This window comes from Rhodopirellula maiorica SM1 (assembly GCF_000346295.1).
GTDB lineage: Bacteria > Planctomycetota > Planctomycetia > Pirellulales > Pirellulaceae > Novipirellula > Novipirellula maiorica.
The window spans coordinates 1-5,538 of sequence record NZ_ANOG01000016.1; the positions used below are offsets into that span (position 1 = coordinate 1).

The following is a 5,538-nucleotide window of genomic DNA, read 5'->3' on the forward strand; positions in this document are numbered from 1 at the left end:
CCACGTTTTCCTTGCCGCCCCACGCCGGACCACCCCATTGCCATTGGCCGTCACGATACTCGGCCGACAACGCGTAATCGCCTGGTGCGTAGCCAATCACCGCAACCAATCGCTTGGCTTCCGGAAGATAAACCACATCGCAAGGCGTGAATCTGCCACCGGCTGCGAAGTAGGAATTGACCGTAGGATTGTCAAACTCAGTGCCTTTGGGTTGTTTCAAACGGGCAATGACTTTGCCCCGCTGTGATACTACGACTTCACCCGTGTTGGTCGATGCAAACGCCCAATACGACTGGCCATCCATGATGAAGCAATCGGCTCCGTGAGCGTTCATGCCGCCCGCAAAGATCGAATCCTGTTCCTCGACAAGACTCCATTCGTTCAGTTCGCCATCGAGTGTGACCAAGCCATATTTGGCAACCACCGTCACGATCTCGTGAGTCGTCTGATCCACATCCGCATTGTTGTGCAATCCGCCCTTGGCTGCTGCGATCATCGCGTCGGCTTGTTTGCCCAGTTCGGGACGATGCTCCCAGCGATAGGTTTTGCCGTTCGCGTTAAACGTGTTTTGTGCAGTCGCCAAGTCGACCGCCACGACAGGGTGCTTGCCGGCAGAATCGTGGTCATGGTCGTGTCCCTCGTGGGCCATGACGTTTTGGGAAATTCCAAACACGACCGCGATGGTACAGCAGAAAGAAGCTCGGGTGTAAGTCACAGCATCATACTCGATGGAGGAAAGAATGGGGACAGATTGAGGGGGTATTGTGATCCATAACCCTCCATAAATCAATCGCCGACAACCAGCGCCGCCAAGACCACAGCGTCCGATTGTCAACAATTTGAGGGGCCGTTTGCCACTTCTCGGCAATCGCCACCCCTGGTTCCCGGGCTCCAGCCTGGGAACCAGCGTTTTTTTTGCTGGCGTTCACTGAGCGCCAAAAGTTTCAACAATCTCATCACTGCAAACTCGACTTCAGCTTGAGGGAAAAAGCACGGCCACGAGCGACGCATCCACATTTAGTGCTCGCCAAAGTCGCTCCGCACTCCGTGCTGTTCGCGATCATCCAGCCCACGCAAATCCCCATATTGAAAAAGCATCACAGCAAGCCGACATTCTTCATCTTCCTACCTCCATTTTCCTACCAACAGAAATGCGTAGGGATATATCACGCCTCAGAAGTGTGTAGGACACGGAGATGAGTTAGACGCCTGTTTGTTGGCTTGGACTTGTTCGCAACCCGGCAGCGTCGTCTTCTAGTGGAATCCTGATTCCACCTTCTTGCAAATTAAGAATAGGCAGGGGGGATTGCGGTGGTTGTGCGGATTGTCAGCAGCATGGCGTCACAGTTTCAATGGATTGCGACTGCGATGCCACTGATCGCTCGTCGTCGACATTCACCATGTCCTAATCTCATTGCAAGCTGATGCTGCAATTCTGAGGAACGTTTCCTCTCGGCGACTTGCCATGGCGTTCCGCAATCTCATGAAACGTAACGACATACTCACACGGTGACTTCAAAAATGAAAAAGTATCTCACATTGACTTGTGCCGCGATCGTGCTTACCGCTTTCGTCGTTTTGCTGCACGAAACCCGCCCGGCTCAGGCAGCGACGCCGAAAAACTTTGTATTGCCCGATGTTGAGATGGAAGGTACATGGGTGTTCGCTGAATCATCGTCCGACACCGGCATCCCCATCGAGAATCCAAAGATCGTGTACATCGAAGGTGTGCCTTTTGTGGTGGGTAAGCGAAAAGGACGATTCGAGACGTTTCAAGAAACCATGTTTTCAGGCGGAGTGACCTACATCCGCTTCAAGTCGGTCAGCTTGATCCAGCAGGTTCCGGACTTACATTAGCCCAAAGGCGAGCGACGCCACAGAGTTTGATTGATAAAGCACAGGCCACCGGAAAAAAAGGTTAGAACGTGAAAGGTTAGAGAATGGGCAGAAACATGCCCGTTTCTTTCCTTTGTCTGGTACCAGTCGGTCATACCATCTTTTTGCCCCGCATTTTTTTGCCTGCTCTCCCGTCCGGCGACGACCGAACGACATTCTCGAAGTTCCCACAACTTCGGCGCACACACCATCACCGCGTCCCCGGTCAAATAAGGGCACCCCAAGGTTGCGGTAGGAACGTGATAAACGCCAAAGACGTCCTCAAACGAGGACACTTCCACGTGCTCGCACCCGAGATGCGGCGATAGATTGGCAATAGACAAACAGAACCAGCTAGGTTCACTGTAGTTTAACGCTGAGGGTGCAACGACGCAGAGAAACGCAGAGCAGAAGGCCAACTATTTTCAATCGGTCGCTTTCGAGGCCTCCGCGTCCAGACCATTGTTCTGATGGTGCGTCAGGCAACCTGCGGCATTCCCCCCTCGATCATCACGAAGTAAACGATACCGCGACTTTCGTCGACGTACCATTCATGTAAGTAGGCTGGATGCTCAGCAGTGGAGTCACCGTTATCGATGAATACGGGTAACGCTTTCCCAAACAGAAAGTCAAACCATTCAGGAATTTGGCCCTCATCCGTACACATCGCCATCTTGCGTTTTAACTCTTGGACCGCGTCTTCGTCTTGGGATGCGTAAACGTCTTCCCGTTGGGCATTGGCTCGAATCTCGGAAACCGCGTTTGCTTCCACCTTGAATCGCGCGAGCGATGCCTCGCCCCCGACTGCACCATGGTAAGTGAACCGCAGACTGTTGATTTGTTCCGGCCGAAGATGAGTCAAGAAACGCTGTTTGTATTCGGACGCCGTCGGTACTGGACGCAACATTGGTGCCACACACCCGATGATGCAGATACCGATAGCAAGGATGGGAGTACGATTCATCGATTTGAATACCAAAGACGGCTTACGAACGTTCGGCGTGCGCGCCCTCAGGCGAGCTTGGCTCGGAGCTGGTCTGCCGAGATTTTAGCCCACTACTGCCCCTCTTTTTTTCCGTCTCGATTTTTCGCTCGAATCGTTGGCTTGCCTGGCGGATTACCTTCCCAATTGTTCCGAGCTTCCAAGAATGGAGCTGGCAGTCGACACGAAAAAAGGGTTTTCGCCTAATCGGCGAAAACCCTTTGATTTTACGTAGTGCGGATGAGAGGACTTGAACCTCCACGCCCTTGCGGGCACTAGAACCTGAATCTAGCGCGTCTGCCAATTCCGCCACATCCGCGAATTAGCCCTAGAACAATATCGCGATTTTCTTTGAATCGCAAGTGGAGGAGGACATGAAAATGTGGAATTCACGCGCCCCGGTTGCGGGCGAAAAAAGACGGACCGCTACACCCCAGTCAGTCACCTTATGAGGATTATTACGGCTGGACGATTGTCAACCGCGACGGCATCCGACGGTGCCCCCTTGGATAATCCAACCGAGAACGCTTCTCTCTGATATACTTGGGTGCTACAACTTGCCCCCCCTTATCACCCCATCACTCCGTTTTAATTCCGAGCGAGGATTGGCGAGCATGCAACTTCATTGCCTCGGTACGGTAGGCTATCACCCCAACGCCCAACGCCATACCTCGTGCTACTTCCTGCCTGAATCGGGACTGCTGTTGGACGCTGGGACTGGCGTCTTTCGGTTGGCGCCGTTGATCCAGACCGATTCGCTCGATGTGCTGCTCAGCCATGCTCATCTGGATCACACCTGCGGTCTGACCTTCTTACTGGATGTGTTGTTTGAAAGCCCGGTAAAGACCTGCCGGATCTGGGGCGAGAAAGACAAACTGGATGCCGTTCGCAAACACTTGTTCAACGACTTGATTTTCCCCGCGTCCCTGAACGCCGAGTGGATGGAGATCGATTCGCTCGATGAATTTCAAATCGCAGACACGACGATCACGCACCGCCCTCAAGACCATCCCGGCGGCAGCGTGGCCTATCGTGTCGAGTGGCCGAAACAACAAAAGCAGCTCGTCTATGCCACCGACAATACCGGTGACACCAGCGACGAGATGGCCCAGTGGGGCCATGAGTGCGACCTATTGATGCAAGAGTGTTACTTTCGTGACTCATCGGCCGAGTGGGCGAAGAAGACCGGACACTGCTGGACCAGCCGTGTGGCGGAAGTCGCCCAGCGGATACATCCTAAAAAATTGCTGGTAACTCATATCAACCCGCTGGAACTGTGCGATGACCCAGTGGATCTGGACGTGATCCGAAACGCTGTCGATTGCCCAGTCGTCCTTGCCGAAGACGAGATGATGATCGAGTTCTAGCTCTTGGACTGCTTGGCTTCGAGTTCTTTGTAGAGCCGATCGAGCACGCCGTTGACGAAACGCGGACTGTTTTTATCGCCATAACGTTTGGCCAAAACAATCGCTTCGTTGACCGCGACACGCCCCGGCGTATCGCCAAACAAAATCTCGTAGCCTCCCAATCGCAACACGTTGCGATCGGTCACCGCCATACGAGGCAGCGTCCAGTGGCTGGCCAATTTGCTGAGATGCGCATCAACGTCATCGCGATGCTCGAGCGTGCCCATCAACAATTTGTAGGCGAACTCGGTCAACGCTTTGCGTCCTTGTAAACGCGAGCGAATGAACTGCTTGGCGGATTCATCAGAGCGGGGATCGTTAACGTCCGCCTCGTAAAGCAGCTGCAATACAATCTCGCGGGCACGGCGGCGAGTGGACATTCGAACCTGACAACAATGAGGGAAATTTTTATGAAATGGAGGCCTGAGTGGGGATTCTATGCGGAAAAGGAGGAAGCGCCGATTGGGGCAGCCAAGAAACCTTCGATTTAGGCCGGGCGAGCCCCCACACCCAACGCCTTCGACATTCCCCCTAACAGGCAGGCTCATTCTAACGCAGCGGCTTGCGTCACCCAGTCAAAGCAGGTAGGCCGAAATCAATGGGTAAAATCCCGCTAACCGTTTGGCCCCTGGCCCGGTTAAATGTCGCAGCCGTGACCAGCGGGCCGTGATTTACTGAAGTTTCCTATGACCCTATGCCAAGGGGTGGCTGATGGACTAACTCATCCGTCATGGGTGTATTCGACGGACTAGGAAGTCCCTCGTACGACTACATCAACAGCCCGCTTGCGCCAAAGCGGAACGCTGTGAAGCATTTCTCCCTATAAGGAAAACGCGAATTAGCTGTAGCGAAAGTCGCAGAGACTTTCGGCCACGCGAGTAAAACCGAAACTCTCTGCGAGTTTCGCTACGAAAAAATGCTTCACAGCGTTAGCCAAAGCGGCTAATTACGAAAGCCTCTTGGCTGCCTAATTCGAACGTTTTCCCACTGCAACCGGACGGCTTGCGTCGTGCCGCTACGAAGGGCGATCGTATTGGGCACGCGCCACGCTGATTTCACGACCGCCTGCCTAGCATTGAACCCAAACACGGGGGGCACGCTACTGTTCGGGCGGAACAGGCGGCAATTTTTCAATTTGACGCCGGGCTTCTTCGACCGCAGGCGCTGCCCAGCCGTGATCCGCATGCAATTGAATGATCCCGGTTAGCGATTCCCGTGCGGTTTGCGGCGGTGCATTTTTCGACCGTCTGTCGAATGCGATCGAGCAGTTCGACC

4 protein-coding genes, 1 tRNA gene and 1 pseudogene are annotated in these 5,538 nt (G+C 53.9%); 2 read left to right on the top strand and 4 right to left on the bottom strand.

Annotated features, from left to right (window positions below):
* A pseudogene (locus RMSM_RS00565) lies at positions 1-649 on the bottom strand (hypothetical protein); the annotation flags it as partial.
* 872 nt (positions 650-1,521) lie between these two features.
* Here RMSM_RS00565 and RMSM_RS00570 point away from each other — a divergent pair.
* Positions 1,522-1,857 carry a hypothetical protein gene (locus RMSM_RS00570; protein ID WP_008689989.1) on the top strand — a complete coding sequence of 112 codons (336 nt, stop codon included), beginning with the start codon at positions 1,522-1,524 and terminating at the stop codon, positions 1,855-1,857.
* 496 nt (positions 1,858-2,353) lie between these two features.
* Here RMSM_RS00570 and RMSM_RS00575 read toward each other — a convergent pair whose 3' ends face one another.
* Positions 2,354-2,839, bottom strand: coding sequence for a hypothetical protein (locus tag RMSM_RS00575; protein ID WP_040763321.1), 486 nt, complete (start codon positions 2,837-2,839; stop codon positions 2,354-2,356).
* A 253-nt stretch (positions 2,840-3,092) separates the two neighbouring features.
* Positions 3,093-3,176: transfer RNA gene (locus RMSM_RS00580), tRNA-Leu, on the bottom strand.
* A 295-nt stretch (positions 3,177-3,471) separates the two neighbouring features.
* Here RMSM_RS00580 and RMSM_RS00585 point away from each other — a divergent pair.
* A complete protein-coding gene (locus RMSM_RS00585) occupies positions 3,472-4,224 on the top strand; it encodes an MBL fold metallo-hydrolase (protein WP_008689994.1) in 753 nt (250 codons plus the stop codon).
* Here the strand turns inward: RMSM_RS00585 and nusB are convergent.
* Entirely contained in the window at positions 4,221-4,643 is a 423-nt protein-coding gene (gene nusB, locus RMSM_RS00590) for a transcription antitermination factor NusB (protein WP_008689995.1), read from the bottom strand. The genes RMSM_RS00585 and nusB overlap by 4 nt on opposite strands.
* Positions 4,644-5,538 lie beyond the last annotated feature (895 nt).